This window comes from Bacteroides sp. CAG:189 (genome assembly GCF_000432295.1).
Classification (GTDB): domain Bacteria; phylum Bacteroidota; class Bacteroidia; order Bacteroidales; family Bacteroidaceae; genus Bacteroides; species Bacteroides salyersiae.
On sequence record NZ_HF991062.1, the window covers coordinates 18,000 to 35,129 of the forward strand.

Sequence of the window (17,130 nt, forward strand, 5' to 3'; positions counted from 1 at the left end):
CGGATATATTATGAAAAATATAGAAATCTTTAAGTATACATTTGTATTAGCCGGATTTGTTTGTACTTCTGCTTTTGCTCAGGTGAAAAATGTCTCTTTCTCTGAGATATTGAATCCGGTTGTAGTAGATGACGGAACAGAAAATATTCCTCTAATTTATGAAGCTGCTGCTGCATGGGGGGATTATGACAATGATGGCTTTTTGGATTTGATCGTGTCTGGTGTGACTTCACAGGGAGAAAAGACACTGCTTTATAAAAATAAAAATGGCCGGCAATTTGAGAAAGTGGAACATAATTTTCCGGATCTGAGAACATCCAATGCCACTTGGTTTGACTATAATAATGATGGAAATCTGGATTTATTTTTGGCGGGGAAGAAAAGTAATGGAGAACTGTACTCGGGTCTGTGGAAAAATAAAGGAGGAGATGCCGGCTTTGAAGAGGTATTTACCGGCTTGTTTCCTTTAATCAATAATGGTGATGGGAATCGCTCTACCCGATATGTAGTAGCTGCGGACTATGATGGGGATGGTTGGACCGATCTGTATATTCAAGGGCGTACAAATGGAGGAGATAAAAATACAGGAATAGCATATTTGTACAGAAATGTGAATGGACAGAACTTCGAACGTATCGATAAACCGGTGAAAAACAAACTGGGTAGTGAAGCTAAGCCGTTTATACAATTATCGGGCGGTGGTGCAGCTTGGGGTGATTATGACGGTGATGGTTTTTTGGATCTTATTGTTTCGGGTGAGGGAATAAATGCTGATAAATACGATGCCGATTATGGTTATCATGGCAGTTATAACGGGGCGGTTTATAAAAATAATGGAGACGGAACTTTTGCCGAGCCTATTGAATTTGCGGGTATAGAAGAAGGAAATCCGGCCTGGCTTGATTATAATAATGATGGAAAGCTTGATTTTGTTGTTCCCGGAGTCAGATGGGATGAGAATGTGAGCTGGAACTGGCGTGGCGATTTATATCTTAATTCAGCAGGAGGATTCACTAAGTACGATGCTGCTACGACGGGATTACCAAATAACAGGCAGGAGCTTTCCATTGATGCCGGTGATGTTAACAATGACGGCTTTAGTGATATTCTTTATATGAATGCGACGAGTGAGAATGATGTTGTTTATTTGAATAATGGAGGTATGCTTGGTGCTCCTATGTTCATAGCTTCTCCACTTGTGTATGCCGGTGTGGCAGCACAGAGAGGAGGGACTGCCAATCTTGTGGATTTTGATAATGATGGCAATTTGGATGCGTGTTTGGTAGGTTATGGTGATGCAGGAGGATCGCATACCCGTTTGATGAAGAATGTTTTGGGAGAAGGAGTCGCGTCTAATAAAGCTCCCGGTGCACCTAAGAATTTGAAAGTGACTCCGGGTGCCAATGGTATTGCCATGTTTTCATGGGATGCTCCGGAAGATGATCAGACTTCGGCCAATGCTTTGAAATATAATTTGTATATCAAGCAAGGAGACGTTGTCCGAATGACGGTTCCTGCCGATATTGCTACCGGACGTTTGAAAGTGTCTGAAGTTTCCGGATTGATCAGCAAGAGGGTGTTATATAAAGTGACAGGATTGACCGGTGATTATACATGGGGAGTGCAGGCGGTCGATAATGCAAAAGTGGGTGGTCCGTTTGCCATGTTTGGCTCAGGAACCGGTATTGATAAAGAGCCGGCGGTAGCTCCTGTAAAAATAATAAGTGAAGAAAATGCGATACGTATTGTCGGCAAGTGTGATTTGAAAGGTGTGGTTAATGTTTATTCAATGGACGGAGGAAATGTATATTCGGAGTCGGTTTTATTGAATGATATGGTTATTGAATTGTCGAAAGGAATCTATTTGGTAAAAATAATGTTGACGGATGAGATGATAACGAAAAAGGTAATTGTTTGGTAAAAGGATAACAAACTGGTAAATAGAAGGCCTTTGGCAGTATACCCCCGAAAAGCTGTATGTTCTCAGCTTGACGGGGGTATTTTCTTGTAATGTCGGAGAGTTGCTTCGTTTTTATGTGATTGCAAAAAGATATATTCTTGTCATGTAAGAGTGTATATTCTTGTTGGGTAAAAGTATATATTCATGCTACATAAAAGTATATATTTTGATAATGACTGATTATTAGTGTGTTATGTGTATGAATGCTTTCTTGTTAGACCGATTGGTTATACTTGGATACTTTGGGTCTATTTTTAATTTTCCGATATGACTTGATGTTTACTTGTTTTTTTTAACTTTGCCTAAAAAGAATTTTTGTTTTTCAAGAAAAACATATCAAAGTTGACTGATGAAGAACTGTTACAGCAGTATACCGATTCGGGTAAAACAGAATATTTCGGTGAATTATACAACCGCTATATTCCGTTGCTGTACGGACTTTGTCTTAAATATCTGAGTGATGAGGCTCGTGCACAGGACGCAGTCATGCAACTTTTTGAAGAACTGCTTTCCAAAGTATCCAATTATCAGATAAAAGTTTTCAAAACGTGGTTGTACCGGGTAGCTAAAAATCATTGTCTGCAGATATTAAGGAAAGACAATAAGGAAATTCCGCTTGATTATACGATTAATATTATGGAATCCGATGAATTTTTGCATCTGTTATCTGAGGAGGATCATTCGGAAGAACAATTGAATGCCTTGAAGCATTGTCTTGAAAAACTGCCAGAACTTCAGCGTATCAGCATTACGCAATTTTTTATGGAAGAGATGTCATATGCCGATATTGCGGAGCAGGCAGGTTTAACACTGAACCATGTGAAAAGTTATATTCAGAACGGGAAAAGAAATTTAAAGATTTGCATAAAGAATCAGATCCAATGAAGCTATTAGACTACATACGAGGAACTCGAAAGGGGAAAGAGGCTCATCGCTTGCAGAAAGAGGCGATGCGTGATCCTTTTCTTGCCGATGCTATGGATGGTTATGACAGCGTAGGGGAGAACCAGGAGTATCAGATAGAGATTTTACGTCGCCGGATCAGGGGAAAAGCAAAGGGAAAACGGAATCATGCTGTTGTGTGGAGTGTAGCGGCGAGCTTATTGATAGGTGTTTGTTTGAGCAGCTATTTCATATATCAGAAAAATAGGCTACCGGAAGATGTTTTTATGACATTGGAAGCCTTGCAACGGGATACCGTGTTGCAGGTTGTGCCTCAAACACCTCAGTTACCTTTAGCAAAATCGGTACATCCGGAAGAAAAGGGAAAATTGGCTGGAACTGTCCGGGGAGATTCGGTGAAGGTGTTTGCCAGTCGGGAACGGCAACTATCAAAGGCAGCTTCTGCAAAGATGCGGGAAGAAATTGCCGATGAAGCAGGGATGAGTGTAATGGCTGATGTTGTTGAAGTGGATTCGGTAGCTGCCAAACCGGTTAGTACCGCTCTGTCTGACGTTACCAATAATGGCATTGCAAAGCAACTGAGCGGAATGGTAAGCGGGATAAAAGTAAACGGAGTGAAAGGGCGTGTCATTGATAAGGTTGGAGAGCCTATTGTGGGAGCCACCGTCACTGTAAGAGGTACTAATAATGGAACTGTATCGGATGTGAATGGTAATTTTACTTTGCCGATGAATGACGGAAAAGAGATTACGGTCAATTATATAGGCTATGAACCGGTTATTCTTCCAGCCGATACAAGTAAGGAGATGCTGATTGCCATGAATGAAGACAGTAGAGAATTGGATGAAGTGGTAGTAGTAGGGTACGGGACTCAGCGGAAAGCGAATCTGACTGGGGCGGCAGTAACCGTAGAACAATTGACGATGCCTCGTCCGGTAATCGGGGAAAGGGCTTATCGGAGATATTTGAAAAAGAATCTGAACCGCCCGACAGATAAAGAATGTGAGCGGGTAAAGGGGAAAGTGATACTGACTTTTTATGTGAATGACGAGGGGCGTCCTATCGATATAAAGGTACAGGGAAGTTTATGTCCTTCCGTTGATAAAGAAGCGATACGTCTTGTGCAGGAAGGTCCGCAATGGACTGTCGGAGGGGGAGAAGTGACTTTGGAGATTCAATTTTAGGAGAATGAATGGGCTGTTTTAGCTATTGTCCGACCTTTAAACGAAAAATAGCTGCAAGTTATTAACTCACAGCTATTGAAATCTTGCACGGGAGGAGAGGCTCGAACTCCCGACACCCGGTTTTGGAGACCGGTGCTCTACCAACTGAGCTACTCCCGTGTTTGCGGGTGCAAAGGTAGAATAAACTTTTGAATCTGCAAGCGCTTCTACAAAGAAGTTTTCAACTATTTTAGCTTTTCCCACTCGGCAGGTTTGAAACCTACCAGTACAAAATTATTGGTGACTACCAACGGACGTTTCACCAATTTACCGTTGGTGGCCAATAAGGCGATTTGCTCTTCTTCGCTCATGGTAGGTAGCTTGTCTTTGAGATTCAGCTCTTTATATACCAATCCACTGGTATTGAAAAACTTTCTTACCGGCAATCCGCTAAGGGGAATCCAGGCCTTTAATTCTTCTATTGTGGGATTATCTTCCACAATGAGCCGGTTGGTATACTCAATGTTGTTCTCTGTCAGCCATTTTTTTGCCTTTTGGCAAGTACTGCATGCGGGGTATTGCAAAAAGATCGGTTTCATAGGTTTCCTATATATAATTGATTAAAGCATTTGTAAATCCTGATACATGATGCGATAGGCGGCAGCTTTTTTGTCCAGTGCCAAAGGGTAGGCACGTGAGGAAGATGGCATACGGTATAAACGCATCGGGCGGTTTTCGAATAAAAATTCGGAGAAATCACCCACTTTCGGTTCTTCTATACTGAATTGCGTACGGAGGGTGTCCGTGGCTTTCTGGCCGGTAGTGACGATCGCTTTGCATTCCGGAAGTTGCAGGAGCAGTGCGCGGATATCGGTAGGTTGCACAACTTCCAAGAATTTGTCGGAAGCATTATCTTGCAGGCGGCGTATGGCAGAAGCCGTATCAAAAAGTGCAATCCCTTTCTCATTAAGAAAGTCGGTGATGCGCTCTCTGCAAAAGGCTTTTTTCGATTCATTCAAGAAATAATCCTTGTTGTTAAAGAATAGGATTCCGGTGATTCTCCACATATCGTTATTTAGATTTGGGTAATAAAAATCCATAGACCACCGCTTTTTTTGTGGTGGAAAACTTCCAAGCATTAATAACCGGGCTTTTACCGGAAGAAAAGGTTGCAAGGGATGATTCTCTATTTCTATTTCCATTTTCATCGTTTTATTTGCAACAAAAATAGTGATAATACGCGTTTTGGCGAACTCTTTCATCAAAATGATATTGGGATAACCTCTTTTTAGATTTTATTATGTATATTTGTCTATATACAAATTGATATTAATGAACATGTTAGTTAGTGCGAGAATACTTATCTGTTTTTTTTTGACATTCCTCTTTTCTGTTTGTACAACAGTCGGTTATGCCGTTAATGTAGAACATGATGGCCATCATGATCAGTTTTCTTCAAAAAAAAAGATAAGCGGGACGGTATACGACTCCAAAGGTGATGTTTTGGTTGGTGCTACTATTAAGGTAAAAGGAGAATCGGAAGGAACAGTGGCCAATGTGAACGGTGAATTTCTTTTGCTCGTAAATCCGGATGCTACTTTGGTGGTCTCTTTTTTAGGATATGAAAGCGTAGAGGTTCCCGTATCTGGAAAAACGGATTTCAAGATCGTATTGCAAGAAGATGCGGTGATGCTCGATGACGTGATTGTGACTGCATTGGGCATTGAAAAGAAGGCTTCATCTTTGTCTTATTCGGCCATGCAGTTGAAGAGTGATGAGCTGAACCGGGTAAAAGAGACGAATATGATTACTGCTTTGGCCGGAAAGGCGGCGGGTATGCAGGTAAGTAAAAACTCTTCCGGTCCGGGGGCTTCGGCTAAGGTCAGCATTCGTGGCATCCGTTCGGTGGTCAGTGATAATCAGCCACTGTATGTGATAGACGGAGTGCCGATGCTGAATTCCACTTCCGAACAGGCCTATTCGGCTATTGGCGGGACTGCTGATGCGGGCAATCGTGACGGGGGGGATGGCATTTCCAACTTGAATCCGGAAGATGTGGAGAGCATTACTGTATTGAAAGGTGCACCGGCAGCAGCTTTGTATGGAAGTCAAGCGGCCAATGGCGTGATTCTGATAACTACCAAAAAGGGGAGTACGGGCGCACATAAAATCTCTTTTTCTACCAGTCTGACTATTGATAAGGCTTTCAGTCTTCCCGAAATGCAGAATCGCTATGGCGTTAGTGATGGTGTGGATAGTTGGGGAGCACAGGAAGCATTGCCTGAACAAGATCATCTGAATGATTTCTTTCGTACCGGTTTTACCTCTATTACTTCCCTTTCTGTGAGTCATGGGAATGAGAAACTGCAAAATTATTTTTCTTATGCCAATACTACCGGGCGGGGTATTGTCGATAAAAACCGGTTATCGAAGCATAATTTGAATTTGCGGGAGACTTCCGTACTGTTCAACGGCCGTTTGAAACTCGATGGAAATGTAAATATCATGCGGCAGGTAGTGGAAAACAAACCGGTTCCGGGAGGATTTTATATGAATCCGCTTGTGGGATTATATCGTTTTCCGCGTGGTGAAGACCTTTCTTATTATCGCGATAATTTTGAGGTGTACGATGAAGACCGTAAGTTGAATGTGCAGAACTGGCATGCGCCTTCTGACGATTTCGAGCAGAATCCTTACTGGATTGTAAACCGGATTCAGAGCAAGGATACCCGTGCACGGGTGATCGCCTCTTTATCGGCGCGGGTGAAAGTAACCGATTGGCTGGACATTCAGGCACGCGGTAATATGGATTATATAGGTGATAAGTTACGGCAGAAGTTTTATGCGTCTACCGCTCCGGCTTTGGCAGGTGTGAACGGGCGGTATCTTGAGATGGATTATCAGGAAATATTGCTTTATGGCGATGTGATGGCCACTGTAAAGAAACAGTGGAATGATTTTTCGTTGGATGCCGCTATCGGTGGCAGCATCAATGATAAGGTGGTGAATTCCACCCGTTATGATTCAAAAACGGCCTCATTGAAATACCCCAATGTCTTTACTTTGGCCAATATCCTGATGAACAGTGCTGCCGTGCTTGATCAGAGGATCGATGCACACAGACAACTGCAATCTGTATTTGCCACGGCACAATTGGGATATAAGGAAAGCGTCTTTATCGACGTGACGGCCCGTAATGACTGGGCTTCGACGCTTGCTTTTACGAAACATGAGAAGAGCGGCTTTTTTTATCCTTCGGTCGGTGCTTCTTTTATTTTCAACAAATGGATGGCTTTACCCGAATGGATCTCTTTTGGAAAATTGCGTGGGGCATACAGTAAGGTGGGGAATGATATTCCTTTGTTTATCACCAATTCTGTTTCGCATGTAGTGGCCGGTGGAGGAATACAGGCAAATGATGCCGCTCCTTTTGAGGAGATGAGACCGGAAATGACTTATTCTGTAGAAGTGGGGACGGAATGGCGTTTTCTGCAAAGCCGTTTAGGCATCAATGCCACTTATTATCGCACGAATACCCGTAACCAGTTCTTCAAGTTGCCGGCTCTTTCCGGTGATCGGTTTGCATACCGCTATGTCAATGCCGGCAATATACAGAACGAAGGATGGGAGTTGACATTGGATGCTGCTCCGGTGATGAACAGGGATTTTATGTGGAAAACTACATTGAACTTTTCGTCCAATAAGAATAAAATTATCGAATTGCATGAGAAATTGAAAGAGTTTGTGTACGGGCCTACCAGCTTTTCATCGAGTTATGCCATGAAGTTGGTGGAAGGTGGTTCCATCGGTGATATTTACGGGAAGGCATTCGTGCGTGATGCAGGGGGAAATATCGTTTATGAAACCGACGGAGACAACAAAGGCCTGCCGCGGGTGGAGGGTGACGGGAATACGGTAAAAGTGGGAAATGCCAATCCGGTTTTCTCTATGGGGTGGAGCCATACTCTTTCTTATAAAGGAATCAGTCTTTACTGTCTGATCGATTGGCGGTATGGCGGAGATATTCTTTCGCAGACACAGGCGGATATGGATATGTATGGGGTATCCAAAGCCACGGCCGATGCCCGGGATGCCGGATATGTCCTTTTGGAAGGCCGTCGTATAGAGGATGTGAAGAGGTTTTATAAGAATGTAGTCGGCGGACGTGCCGGTGTGACGGAATATTATATGTATGATGCCACGAATATTCGTTTGCGGGAGCTTTCGTTGAGTTATCGCTTGCCGGCAAACTGGATACAACAGATGAAGATCTTTCATGAAATACAGCTCTCTTTTGTGGGGCGCAATCTTTTCTTTTTCTATAAGAAAGCGCCTTTTGATCCGGATCTGGTACTCTCTACCGGAAATGACAATCAAGGGATCGATGTTTATGGAATGCCCACTACGCGTAGCTTGGGATTCAGTATTAAGTGTGACTTTTAAAACGGAGGGTGGATAGATGAAAAAGGACATGGTATTTTTATTTATAGTGCTGGGCGGTTTCTTTGTTTCCTGTACTTCCGGTTTTAGAGAGTTCAATACCGATTTGGCCGGCATTACGGATGAAGACCTGAAAGTGGATAATAACGATCATGGCATCCGTTTGGGAATTATCCAGCAGGGCATTTATTTTAATTATGATTACGGTAAAGGGAAAAACTGGCCTTTCCAACTGATACAAAATCTGAACGCGGATATGTTTAGCGGATATATGCACGATGCCAAACCACTGAATGGGGGTAGCCATAACTCGGATTATAATCTGCAAGATGGTTGGAACAGTGCGATGTGGGGACATACGTATGCTTATGTTTTCCCTCAGATCTACCAGTCGGAACAATTTACCCGTACCGGGCAACCGGCTTTTTTCGGTATAACGAAAATATTGAAGGTGGCGGTCATGCACCGTGTGACCGATTATTACGGCCCGATTGTGTACACCAATTTTGCCGATCCTAAAGGGGAATATCTGCCGGATAGCCAGGAGAAAGTATACAATGAGTTTTTTCTTGAACTGGATACGGCAGTAACGGCATTGGCCGATTATATAGAGCGGAAACCGGACGCTTCCGAATTTGCGCGTTTCGACATTTTGCTGGATGGCGAATATTCCTCCTGGATTAAGTTTGCCAATTCTCTGCGAATGCGGCTTGCCATGCGTTTGGCGGTGGTATCTCCTGATAAGGCGCGCATGGAATTTGTGAAGGCATTCGAAAATTCGTACGGTGTTTTTGAAACCTCTGATGAGCAGGCTGCTGTCTCCACTCAGAGCGGTTATAGCAATCCGCTTGGCGAGTTGAACCTTGTATGGAAAGAAACGTATATGAGTGCTTCGATGGAATCTATCATGAATGGTTACGATGATCCCCGGAGGAAATCCTATTTTACACACTGTTCGGCTGATGAGTTGAAACAAGAATACAGAGGGATTCGTCAAGGCACTTGCTTTGCTCACAACCGTTACAATGTCTTGTCGAAGCTTACTGTCACTCAGGCTACGGATGCCGTTCTGATGACTGCGGCAGAAGTCTGGTTTCTCCGTGCGGAAGCTGCTTTACGTGGTTGGACTTCGGAAGAGGAGAGTGATTGTTATGAGAACGGGGTAACTGTCTCTTTTCAGCAACACAATGTTACCCAAGTGGATGAATATCTCAACAGCGATAAAGTGGCCTCTGACTTTATAGATGTCTATGATCCCGAGAATAATATAGAAGCCCGTTGTCTGGTATCCCCACGCTGGATAGAGGAGGCCGATGACGAGGTGAAACTGGAGAAGATCATAACTCAGAAGTGGCTGGCTATCTTTCCCGAGGGTTGTGAAGCATGGGCCGAACAGCGTCGTACGGGCTATCCGCGTCTTTTCCCGGTGCGGTTTAATAATAGCAAGAACGGTTGTATCGATACGGAGACTATGATTCGTCGCTTGAATTTTCCCGGTTCGTTGATCACAGAAAACGAAAGCCAATACCGTGCATTGGTCGATGCCTTGGGAGGAGAAGATAATGCCGGAACAAGACTTTGGTGGGATACCGGCCGTAATTGGTGAAAAGTGGTTGAAAACGGGCATATAGAGTGAGGGAATACCCCGGTTTTTGTGCACCGTGCAAAGCTTTCCTCAGAACGGTACTTAAGAGCGCTAAGCACGGTGTATACAGGCGGTATGGACGGTGCTTAGCGGAGGTAAGTACCCTGCTTACGATCACCGGTATGCATAAGCAGTATTATCGTATATTATCCAATCTCCAGATTGCTCATCTTGTCCGTGATTCGGAAGTCGAATTCCGGATATTCGTATAAGCTGAACCGTGGTTCCGTTTTGCCTTCCGTATACGTCCAGATAGTGGCATAATCTTCCGGATCTTCTCCCATTTTTCCTAATTGCCGGAGATAAGCGGCGAGCGATTTATTTTCTACGATATAGATCTGTCCCATTTTATCGATAATGGGGCTGTGGCGGCGTGTTCCGTCATGATCGAAGCGAAGGATACGCTTACCGTCTTCTGTGATACCTATCAGGTTGAATGTCATGCTTTTGCCAATGGCAGGCAGATTGAGTACGCTTCGGTCGGTAGCGAGGAATGGCAGGTGGTGCTTTCTCATAAAACGGCGGATACGGGTAGCCGTGTCTTCTCCATTTTCGAGCAGGGTATATAACTCGGCAGCCTGCTCGGAGGTGAGTTGTCCGTATATCTTTTCTTCATGTTGTTCCTGCAGAGAACGGCTGTTGGGAGTGAACACCGCATAGTTTTCATTGAAACCTTTTACTGAGAAAGTGTAGTAGCACACCACTCCCAATGAATTGAGCACTTGGCGCAACCGGGTCGTATGCCCCCGTCGGGAAGCTGCTACGGTATAGACCAATTGGTTTGTAATCAGCCAGCCGGCAGAAAGTATCTTGCTGATGGCATCCCGTGCTTCGGGGGTAACTTCCAGTGGTGTCTGGAAATGGGTTTGGATGATGAACTGCTTCACTCCGATGGCAGACGCTTTTTCTTTAAACTCCCGGAGAATCTCTACTAATTCGTCATTGATGCGCATGGGCAGATAGGCTGGCAGGCGGGAGCCGAGACGTACCCGTTGCAATTCGGCATATTTTTCTCCTTCCGGTCGTTCGAGGTTGGCTTTTCGCTTGCGGGCGGCCATTCGGTAGACGGCTTCCAGTATCGTTCGCAATGTTTTGTTTTGGCTCATCAGGGCATCCCCTCCGGTAATCAGTATGTCACGCAATTGGGTGTCTTCCTCAAAGTACCCCATCAGGCGGCGTAATTTTTTGTCCCAACTCTCTTTGGGACGCAACGCTTCGAATTCGAAGTTGAGACGTTCGCTTTGAAAGTCGTACATACGTTGGCAGGAGGCACAAAGTCCGCCGCAGGCACGTCCCATCGTGTCTGGTATCAAAATAGCCACTTCCGGGTAACGGCGGGGGGGGGTGTGTGCCCCCCGCCGGAAGCAAGAAGACTGTGCCCGTCCGGCAATAGCCAACCGGCAGCATTCGGCTTTCCGGGTTCTACGATATCTTCCCGTTCCCAGGCGCGAATGTTGCCATATGTCTCTACCAAGCGGGGAGAATAGAGGATATAGCTGCGGATGGCATCGTCATTATATCCGTCACCGGTGATGTCGAGCAGTGAAAGATAGTAAGGGGTAGCGAAGAAAGGCATACCCTTTTTGCGTGCGCGCGACAGCAAATACATCGTTTCGCTGGAAAGAGAATTCCCCAAAAAGCGATTCAGTTCAGTGGGGCTTTTTACTGCCATCGACAGGTGAAAACGAAAATCATTCCACCATTGGCTGACGAGCTGATATTTTTCGTCATAACTGAGTCCTTCGTCAAACCGGAAACGGGTAGAACCGGATTTTCTGTTTTCAATCTTCTGGATCAGTATGTGCAGTATCCGTTCCTTGTTTTGGGCACGGATCTCCATCACTTCCTCGTTCAGTCCCGTAGGCCAGCGTTCGGTACGGCTCTTTATCCGTTGCGGAGAGGGGAGGGGGATTTCCGTCATTTCAAGTCTTTTGAACAGGTAGAACAGGTCGATGAATAAATCTGTGGCCATGTCGGTGTTTTCCAGATTTCCGGTAAGGAATCGGTGGAGTAATGAAAAGGTTTGCACCGGCATGTCTTGTTCTGTTGAAAGTTCGTGAATACTTCTTCCGTCGTAATTGATAAGGAGTCGAATTTGCTTACCCGTATTGCTTTCTGCTTGTGGATGGAGAGACAGGAATTTATCGAGGTTGTTTTTGAAGTCCGTTTCGTTAGTGGTTTCATTAGCCAGTTGGTAAAGTTCCGGTAGCTCTTGTTGGTATAGTTGTTTAAGTTGAGAAAGGGTGAGAGTTAGCATTTTCTTTTGTTTCATAAGCTATTATTTTTTACAATTGTTAAATTGGCATGTTATTTGCTTATAAATATAATAAAAAAAGCGGAGGAATTTCTCCTCCGCTTTTATGTCACCACGTTATTTTACAGTTATTTTTTATTTTCTAACACTCTGGGTTACATTTATGCTTTTGTATCTTCATTTTTATGCTTGGGCTCTTTTTTGGCCAGCAAAACGATGTTATAAACGTATTCTGTCATCCATTCTTCGGAATAGCCGAGCCTTTCTTTATATTGACGTACGGCCATTGCGGTTTTGTGTACATCGTCTGCTTTCCATACGGTTTTTGTACATACATCGTGCACAGTCTTTGCTGTCATTCCGCGCAGTGTCTTTTTGAATATCGACGGCATACGGAATTTCCATTGCATGAGGTTACCCATCAGCATCATCAAATCGTTGGAAAATCCCTGATACATAAACAGGTAAGCCTGTATATCGTTCTGTGTACGGCAGTTTTTCTTAATGGAAGCATCTATCTCTTTGAAGAATGACTCATTGATACCATAATCTTCCATCAACATTTTGCGGGCAGCGCTTTTTTCGCCCAATCCCAGTTTGCCGCCCTGGGTCGGTATCTTAAACAGACGTTTGAATTGCGCTACATCCGGCAGGAAGCGGATATTGGTGATACCGAGATTTACGGCAATTACCGATTGGAAATATACGCGTGTCAGTGACACGAAATCTTCTACATTACCTACCGCCTTTCCGTTGGCATCGGTTTTTTTCTTGAATAAGTCAGCAAATATGCCCATATATGTATGAATTACAATTTTAAGATTATAAATTTCGTATTCCGGTTGCAAAAGTACTAAATAAGTTGATTTACACCAACTATTCGTATTCTGCAATTTATGTTATATTCATTTCTGATAAAAAAGAGGCCTCTCCCCAGCCCTCTCCGGAGGAGAGGGGGCAGATAGATACTCTTATTTAGACTAACTCAGCCAATCAATAGTATACTTGGTACACAGCTTACTGTAAAATTGTCACAAGACTAACTCAGCCCCCTCTCCTACGGAGAGGGTTGGGGAGAGGCTTCATTTCAGCCTGAAATAGAACTTATGATTTTCGAATACCGGCTCCACGATATCGAACCGGATAAACTTGGCCAGCAAATGTTCGGCAGCCCGACGTGAAATTTTAGCTTGGCGGCAATACCGGTTCAATGAAAGCGAACAATTCTTTTCAAGCAAGTCGAGAAGCAGTTGCTCCCGTTCGGTATATTGTATCAATTCTCCTGCCGGGCTGCCACTCTGTTGCCACACGCGGAGGTGTATGGGAGTCGCCAGGATGTTCTCATCCTTAATACGGATATAAGCCAGTGGTTTCCCGGTTTCATCTTTGGCATACACCGGCTTTTTATCACTTTTATCTATTTGAACGATTAATACATTGCGTCCTTCAACATGAAATGTTTGCATGGTATAATGCACCTCCGGCAGGCAATAGAGTTGGGCGGCCGCTTCTATCATGTATTTCTCTTCTTCCGAGCGTACACCGGCTATTTTTCCATTGTCTTTTACGCCGATGAGCAAACGGCCCCCATCGGTATTGGAAAAGGCCGACAAGGTGCGGGCTATCTTGCGGGCATCCGAAATTTCAAATTTAAAATCCTGTTGCTGATGTTCGCCTTCAGCTATTAAAGTATGTATGTATTCGGTATCTGTAAGTGGTTTCATGATTGCAAAGGTAAAGAAAAAAGCATAAACCGCCTTTTTTAGCGTTATTTTAGCAGATTAATTCAAAAAAAAGATTGTTTTTATGCGTTTATTTCGGGAAAGAATGTATTTTTGCCAATCATTATTAACGAAGAAAATAAAAAGGATCATGAAAGAATTAGTAGAAAAAATCGCAGCTCTTGTAGCTGACTTTAACAAAGATGCAAATGCACAAATCGAGAACGGTAACAAAGCAGCAGGAACCCGTGCTCGTAAAGCTTCATTGGAAATTGAAAAAGCAATGAAAGAATTCCGTAAAGTATCTTTGGAAGAGTCTAAAAAATAATTAGCTGTATACGAAGAAATGCAAAAGCCGGTCCATGTGAGGACTGGCTTTTTCTTTTTTAATAAGGCTTGCTTTAAGGCAATAGCTTCAAATACTCACCGTATCCCTCTTCTTGCATTTTTTCTTTGGGGATGAAGCGGAGAGAAGCACTGTTGATGCAGTAACGTAATCCGCCTTTGTCCGCAGGACCGTCCGTGAATACATGTCCTAAATGAGCGTCTCCCGTTTTACTGCGGACTTCCACACGTCTCATACCGTGAGAAGTGTCTATGTTTTCTTCAATCAGCGATTTCTCTATCGGTTTGGTGAAGCTGGGCCAGCCGCATCCCGAGTCGAATTTATCGGTAGAAGCGAACAAAGGTTCTCCGGTTGTGATGTCTACATAAATGCCCGGGCGTTTTTCGTTCCAGTATTCATTACGGAAAGCCGGTTCGGTGGCGTTCTTTTGCGTTACGGCATATTGCTCGCTGGTAAGGGTAGAACGTAGTGTGGCTTCATCCTGTTTTTTGTAAATGGGGTTAGCTGTTGTTTTAGGGCTGTTTGCTTTTTTGGCCAGATCGAACAGGGATGGGTCGATGTGACAATATCCTCCCGGATGTTTATCCAGATAGTCCTGATGGTAATCTTCCGCTTTATAGAAATTGGCGAGGGGTTTGATTTCTACGGCGAGAGGTTTGGAATACTTCTCGGCCAAGGTCTTTACTGCTGATTGTATGACAGGAAGATCCGCCGGGTCTGTATAGTAAATACCGGTCCTGTATTGTGATCCGTGGTCATTTCCCTGACGGTTGACGCTGGTCGGGTCTATGGTTTTGAAATAGAGGTCTATCAACAGGGGAAGTCTTACCTTACGGGGATCGTAGGTCACTTTCACCGTTTCGGCAAAATTGGTATTTCCACTGCATACTTGTTCATAAGTAGGATTTGCGATATTTCCGTTGGCATAACCCACTAAGGTGCTCTCAACACCTCCGATCTGTTTCAGAAAATGCTCTGTCCCCCAAAAGCATCCCCCGGCGAAGTATATTTCACTTTGATCTTTCATTTTTTGGTTCTCCTGTTTTTTAAGATTATTACTCTGCACATTTTGTGCATTCATCACTTGCAAATAGCTCGTTAAGAGCAATATGAATATAACGGTTATTTTTATCTCTTTCATATGATATATAACAAATATAACTGTTCTTTTTGACAATGCCGACGGAATTTTTTTATTTATTTCACGCTGCCAGACTGAGAAACGGTTTGGATTTTTATAGGATTTCTCTTTTTGTTTGTTTCGGGCTTCTTCAACCTTCTTTTTTGCCCGTTTGCAACTTTGCCTTTAGTCATATAGACCGGCTCCTAAAAGGAAGACAGACCGAGAATAAACTCAAAATAAACTGATAAAAACTTTTAAGAGGAAAATTTAAACAGGCTTTTAGTTCTGAATAAAAATCAAAACAGTTTCTGAAGGGAATGCATTAAAAAACGTTTGGTTACTGCTTTATTCTTTTTATTATGCTTATTTTTGGCACAAACTATGTGCTACTTTGCAGCATAATAAAGAAAAGATGTATGGCAAAGCAACAATTCAACAGACTCATCTGGTTGGTAGATACTATCTATCGTAGTGGGCGTATCACATTCAGTGAGATCAATCGCCGTTGGCGGGCGGGAGACGCTATGCGTACCGATATTCCCTTGCGCACTTTTCATAATCACCGGCAGGCTATCGAAGAGATGTTCGACATTAATATAGAATGTGACAAGCGTACGAATACCTATTATATAGCCGATGCGGAGGGAATGTTGGGAAATAAGCTGAAAATGTGGCTGCTCAACAGTTTCTCATTGAACAGTATCCTGCAGGAAAATATGGATATGAAGAACCGGATCGTGTTTGAAGAGGCTCCTTTGGGGTTACAGCATATGGATGTGGTGATAGATGCCATGCGAACCGGACATGTGCTTCGTCTGGAATATCAGGCATATACGTGGGAACATTCTAAAGAGGTAGTTTTGGAACCTTATTTTCTCAAACTGTTCCGTCATCGCTGGTATCTGATAGGGATCAACCGGTCTTATGATGCTTTCCGCTCTTATTCATTAGATCGTATCAAAAGTTTGTCTGTCGGGGAAGAGAATTTCCGCTTTCCCCGTAAATTTACGCCGCAAGATTATTTCCGCGATTGTTTCGGTATTATTCAGGATGAAACATTGCCGCCGCAGCGTACCGTGTTAAGGGTTGCTGCCGGGCAGGTGCCTTATCTGCGTAATCTTCCTTTACATTCCAGCCAGAAAGAGATAACAACGACGGAGGAATATACCGATTTTGAACTTTATATCTCACATACTTATGATTTTATTCAAGAACTGTTCTCGAAGGGAGCAACGATTGAAGTATTGGAACCTCAAAGTTTGCGTGATGTGATGAGAAGTGAGATAAAAAAAATGCAAAAACTATATGGATTATGAATGCGAACGTACTTGAGAAACTTAAAATACTGGCTGAATCTGCCAAATACGATGTATCTTGTGCTTCCAGTGGTACAGTTCGTGCCAACAAGCCGGGGACGTTGGGTAACACCGTAGGCGGATGGGGTATTTGCCATAGTTTTGCGGAAGACGGGCGGTGTATTTCGCTTCTGAAGATCATGCTTACCAATTATTGCATTTATGATTGCGCCTATTGTATCAACCGGCGTAGTAATGACTTGCCGCGTGCCACTCTTTC

The 17,130-nt window shown here is 43.6% G+C and carries 12 protein-coding genes, 1 tRNA gene and 2 pseudogenes; 8 read left to right on the forward strand and 7 right to left on the reverse strand.

The genetic code is table 11. The annotated features are described in order from the left end of the window. Positions 1 to 10: 10 nt before the first annotated feature. The 3 genes from QVP90_RS09055 (at position 11) to QVP90_RS09065 (ending at position 4,047) form a co-directional block, all read left to right on the forward strand. Positions 11 to 1,921, forward strand: coding sequence for an FG-GAP-like repeat-containing protein (locus QVP90_RS09055; RefSeq protein ID WP_021936231.1), 1,911 nt, complete (start codon positions 11 to 13; stop codon positions 1,919 to 1,921). Positions 1,922 to 2,275: 354 nt separating this feature from the next. Beyond that, on the forward strand, positions 2,276 to 2,845 hold the full coding sequence (locus tag QVP90_RS09060; protein ID WP_005924680.1) for an RNA polymerase sigma factor: 570 nt from the start codon (positions 2,276 to 2,278) through the stop codon (positions 2,843 to 2,845). Then, entirely contained in the window at positions 2,842 to 4,047 is a 1,206-nt protein-coding gene (locus QVP90_RS09065; protein WP_021936232.1) for an energy transducer TonB, read from the forward strand. The genes QVP90_RS09060 and QVP90_RS09065 overlap by 4 nt, the downstream gene beginning before the upstream one ends. A gap of 86 nt (positions 4,048 to 4,133) precedes the next feature. On the opposite strand, the gene QVP90_RS09070 is transcribed toward QVP90_RS09065, so the two are convergent. The 3 genes from QVP90_RS09070 to QVP90_RS09080 all read right to left on the reverse strand — a co-directional run bounded on the left by QVP90_RS09070 (position 4,134) and on the right by QVP90_RS09080 (position 5,228). Next, a tRNA-Trp gene (locus QVP90_RS09070) sits at positions 4,134 to 4,206 on the reverse strand. Positions 4,207 to 4,271: 65 nt separating this feature from the next. Further along, positions 4,272 to 4,625, reverse strand: coding sequence for an arsenate reductase family protein (locus tag QVP90_RS09075; RefSeq protein WP_007478390.1), 354 nt, complete (start codon positions 4,623 to 4,625; stop codon positions 4,272 to 4,274). Between the two features lie 21 nt (positions 4,626 to 4,646). Beyond that, positions 4,647 to 5,228 (reverse strand): uracil-DNA glycosylase family protein, encoded by a 582-nt coding sequence (locus QVP90_RS09080; RefSeq protein WP_264381055.1) that lies wholly within the window; start codon positions 5,226 to 5,228, stop codon positions 4,647 to 4,649. 136 nt (positions 5,229 to 5,364) lie between these two features. Here QVP90_RS09080 and QVP90_RS09085 point away from each other — a divergent pair, with 136 nt between their 5' ends. After that, positions 5,365 to 8,469, forward strand: a complete 3,105-nt coding sequence (locus tag QVP90_RS09085; RefSeq protein ID WP_021936234.1) for a SusC/RagA family TonB-linked outer membrane protein — start codon at positions 5,365 to 5,367, stop codon at positions 8,467 to 8,469. Positions 8,470 to 8,485: 16 nt separating this feature from the next. Beyond that, positions 8,486 to 10,072 (forward strand): SusD/RagB family nutrient-binding outer membrane lipoprotein, encoded by a 1,587-nt coding sequence (locus tag QVP90_RS09090; RefSeq protein WP_021936235.1) that lies wholly within the window; start codon positions 8,486 to 8,488, stop codon positions 10,070 to 10,072. A gap of 185 nt (positions 10,073 to 10,257) precedes the next feature. On the opposite strand, the pseudogene QVP90_RS09095 reads toward QVP90_RS09090, so the two are convergent. The 3 genes and pseudogenes from QVP90_RS09095 to QVP90_RS09105 all read right to left on the reverse strand — a co-directional run bounded on the left by QVP90_RS09095 (position 10,258) and on the right by QVP90_RS09105 (position 14,089). Next, a pseudogene (locus QVP90_RS09095) lies at positions 10,258 to 12,383 on the reverse strand (KamA family radical SAM protein). A gap of 143 nt (positions 12,384 to 12,526) precedes the next feature. Continuing rightward, the gene (locus QVP90_RS09100; protein ID WP_021936238.1) at positions 12,527 to 13,162 is read right to left on the reverse strand and encodes a hypothetical protein; all 636 of its coding nucleotides are present in this window, start codon (positions 13,160 to 13,162) and stop codon (positions 12,527 to 12,529) included. A 285-nt stretch (positions 13,163 to 13,447) separates the two neighbouring features. Continuing rightward, positions 13,448 to 14,089 (reverse strand): AlbA family DNA-binding domain-containing protein, encoded by a 642-nt coding sequence (locus QVP90_RS09105; protein WP_021936239.1) that lies wholly within the window; start codon positions 14,087 to 14,089, stop codon positions 13,448 to 13,450. Positions 14,090 to 14,237: 148 nt separating this feature from the next. On the opposite strand from QVP90_RS09105, the gene QVP90_RS09110 reads away from it, so the two are divergent. Beyond that, a complete protein-coding gene (locus QVP90_RS09110) occupies positions 14,238 to 14,414 on the forward strand; it encodes a histone H1 (RefSeq protein WP_002562150.1) in 177 nt (58 codons plus the stop codon). A 73-nt stretch (positions 14,415 to 14,487) separates the two neighbouring features. Here QVP90_RS09110 and msrB read toward each other — a convergent pair whose 3' ends face one another. Then, entirely contained in the window at positions 14,488 to 15,573 is a 1,086-nt protein-coding gene (gene msrB / locus QVP90_RS09115; RefSeq protein ID WP_005924650.1) for a peptide-methionine (R)-S-oxide reductase MsrB, read from the reverse strand. 398 nt (positions 15,574 to 15,971) lie between these two features. On the opposite strand from msrB, the gene QVP90_RS09120 reads away from it, so the two are divergent. Together QVP90_RS09120 and QVP90_RS09125 are read left to right on the forward strand one after the other, a co-directional pair. Continuing rightward, positions 15,972 to 16,871 carry a helix-turn-helix transcriptional regulator gene (locus QVP90_RS09120; RefSeq protein ID WP_021936240.1) on the forward strand — a complete coding sequence of 300 codons (900 nt, stop codon included), beginning with the start codon at positions 15,972 to 15,974 and terminating at the stop codon, positions 16,869 to 16,871. Then, positions 16,868 to 17,130 (forward strand): annotated as a pseudogene (locus QVP90_RS09125) (putative DNA modification/repair radical SAM protein); the annotation flags it as partial. The gene QVP90_RS09120 and the pseudogene QVP90_RS09125, both read left to right, overlap by 4 nt.